The organism is Actinosynnema sp. NPDC023658 (assembly GCF_040639995.1).
Classification (GTDB): domain Bacteria; phylum Actinomycetota; class Actinomycetes; order Mycobacteriales; family Pseudonocardiaceae; genus Actinosynnema.
The window spans coordinates 1-2864 of sequence record NZ_JBFAAX010000729.1 but is presented as its reverse complement, the minus strand read 5'-3'; the positions used below and the strand labels follow the sequence as shown (position 1 = coordinate 2864).

Here is a 2864-nt window from a genome sequence, read left to right as displayed (position 1 = left end):
AACACCCGGTCCCATTCCGAACCCGGTAGTTAAGCCTTCCAGCGCCGATGGTACTGCACTCGTGAGGGTGTGGGAGAGTAGGACGCCGCCGAACATTCTTCCCCGAAAGGGCTTGTGGTGGGGGCACATTGATTTGTGCTCCAAACCGCAAGCCCTTTCGGCGTGTCCACAGTAGGAGGAGTTAGTGTCCAGGTTCGGGGATCGACCCGGCGACCGTCAGCGTGGCCAGGGAGACCGACCGCGCCGATCCGACGACGGTGGCCGTGCCCAGGGAAGCCGCAAGCCGAGCAGTGGCGGTCGTGACGCCCGCAGCACGGGCGAACGTTCCAGTGGCGGCGGTTATCCGCGCCGGGACGACAGGCCGAGTTACGACAAGCCTCGCGGCAGCGACCGGCGAGATGACAACCGTGGCGAGCGTCCTCGCTACGACAAGCCCCGTGACGACCGTGGCGGTGCCCCGCGCCGTGACGACAACCGGGCTGGTGGCTTCCGCCGGGACTCCGGCGAGCGCCCCCGCTACGACCGCGCCCGCGATGACCGCGGTGGCGCCCCACGTCGCGACGACCGCACCGGTGACCGGGGCGGGTTCCGGCGCGAAGACAACCGTGGTGAGCGGCCCCGCTTCGACCGGCGTGACGACCGTGGGTCGGATCGCAGCGCAAGCTCCGACCGCGGTGAGCGCAGCAGCTACCCGCGTCGCGATGACCGCTCCAGCAGCGACCGCGGCGGCTACCAGAGGCGCGATGACCGGCCCAGCGGCGACCGCGGTGGCTACCCGCGTCGCGACGACCGCGGTGGCAGTGACCGTTTCAGCAGCGACCGTGGTGGTTACCCGCGTCGGGACGACCGGCCCAGTGGCGACCGTGGTGGTTACCCGCGTCGGGACGACCGGCCCAGCGGTGACCGCGGTGGCTACCCGCGTCGGGACGACCGGCCCAGTGGCGACCGTGGTGGTTACCAGCGTCGGGACGATCGGCCGAGTGGCGACCGTGGTGGTTACCAGCGTCGGGACGATCGGCCGAGTGGCGACCGTGGCGGCTACCAGAAGCGTGACGATCGGCCGAGCGGTGACCGTGGCGGCTACCAGCGGCGCGATGACCGGCCCAGCGGTGACCGCGGTGGCTACCAGCGGCGCGATGACCGGCCCAGCGGTGACCGTGGCGGCTACCAGCGACGTGATGACCGGCCCAGTGGCGACCGTGGCGGCTACCAGAAGCGTGACGATCGGCCGAGTGGCGACCGGGGCGGTTACCAGCGGCGCGACGAGCGGCCCAGCGGTGACCGCGGTGGGTACCAGCGTCGCGATGACCGGCCGAGTGGCGACCGGGGCGGCTACCCGCGTCGCGATGACCGTGGCGGCAGCGACCGTTCTAGCAGCGACCGTGGCGGCTACCCGCGTCGGGATGACCGGCCCAGTGGTGACCGTGGCGGTTACCAGAAGCGTGACGATCGGCCGAGTGGCGACCGGGGCGGTTACCAGCGGCGCGACGAGCGGCCCGGTGGTGATCGTGGCGGGTACCAGAAGCGTGACGACAGGCCGCGTTCAGACCGGCCCGGTCAGGACAAGCCGCGTTACGAGAAGCCGACCAACGAGCGGCGGGACGAGCGCAGCCGTGAGCGGGCGGCGCGGTTCCAGGGACGTGCTCCCCAGACCGACGACCAGCAGGTCACCGAGGACACCGCCGCAGAGGTCGAGGCCTCCGCTGTCGGCGCGGTAGAGGTCGACGCGGTCCAGGCCCAGCCGGTCTCCCCGGAGTCGGTGTCGGCGGACGTCGAGGACCGGGACGACGAGGTGGAGGGTGACGAGCCCGAAACCGCTGCCCGGAACCGTGATGACGTTGCGGACGACAGCGCTGACGAGGACTCCGACGACGACTCCGACGAGGCCGGTGACGCGACCGCGGAAGCGGCCGGCGAGCGGGCTCCCGGTGGCATCGCATCCGCTGTGGTCGAGCCCGGTGACGTCGAGGCGGCGGTCGGGTCCGGCGAGGCAGGGTCCGGCGAGGCAGGGTCCGGCGAGGCAGGGTCCGGCGAGGCAGGGTCCGGCGAGGCAGGGTCCGGCGAGGGTGAGGCCGAGGAGCGCGTGTTCACCCGCGCCCGGACGCCCGAGCTGCCCGACGACGCCGACATCTCGATCCTCGACCCCGAGGTGAAGCAGGAGCTGCGCGGGCTGCCCAAGGGCCTGGCCGAGATCGTCGGTCGGCACCTGGCGGCGGCGGGCATGCTGATCGACAGCGAGCCGGAGCTGGCGCTGGAGCACGCCCGGTACGCGCGGTCGAAGGCGGCTCGGGTCGCGGTGGTCCGGGAGGCCGCCGGGCTGACCGCGTACCACGCCGGTGAGTGGGCCGAGGCGTTGTCCGAGCTGCGGGCCGCGCGGCGCATGTCGCACGGTGCCGGGCACCTCGCCGTGATGGCGGACTGCGAGCGGGCGCTGGGGCGTCCGGAGCGGGCCATCGAGCTGGCGCGCGAGGCGCAGGGCGTGCAGCTGGCCCCCGACGAGGCGGTGGAGCTGCGGATCGTCGCGGCCGGTGCCCGGCGGGACATGGGGCAGCTGGACGCGGCCGTGGTGGCCCTGCAGGGCGACGACCTGGACGAGAAGCGGCGTGAGCCGTGGAGCGCCCGGCTGTTCTACGCCTACGCGGACAACCTGGAGGCGGCCGGCCGCACCGAGGAGGCCGTGAAGTGGTTCCTCAACGCCGCGCAGGCCGACGACGACAACGAGACCGACGCGGCCGAGCGGGCGTTCGACCTCAGCCCTCAGGACTGAGTCCGCGAGGAGACCGGCGGGGCTGAGCTCCGCCGGGTCGAGCGGAACCCGCAAGACCGAAGTGGCATGACGCACGGCACAGCTGAAGGCTCGGCAC

At 72.7% G+C, this 2864-nt stretch carries 2 protein-coding genes and 1 rRNA gene; all 3 read left to right on the top strand.

The window, feature by feature from the left end; all coding sequences use genetic code 11:
- Window positions 1-94: ribosomal RNA gene (gene rrf, locus AB0G02_RS33870) — 5S ribosomal RNA — on the top strand; the annotation flags it as partial.
- A 127-nt stretch (window positions 95-221) separates the two neighbouring features.
- A complete protein-coding gene (locus AB0G02_RS33865; protein WP_360802547.1) occupies window positions 222-1718 on the top strand; it encodes a hypothetical protein in 1497 nt (498 codons plus the stop codon).
- A 41-nt stretch (window positions 1719-1759) separates the two neighbouring features.
- Window positions 1760-2767, top strand: coding sequence for a hypothetical protein (locus AB0G02_RS33860; RefSeq protein WP_360802544.1), 1008 nt, complete (start codon window positions 1760-1762; stop codon window positions 2765-2767).
- The last annotated feature ends 97 nt before the right edge of the window (window positions 2768-2864 follow it).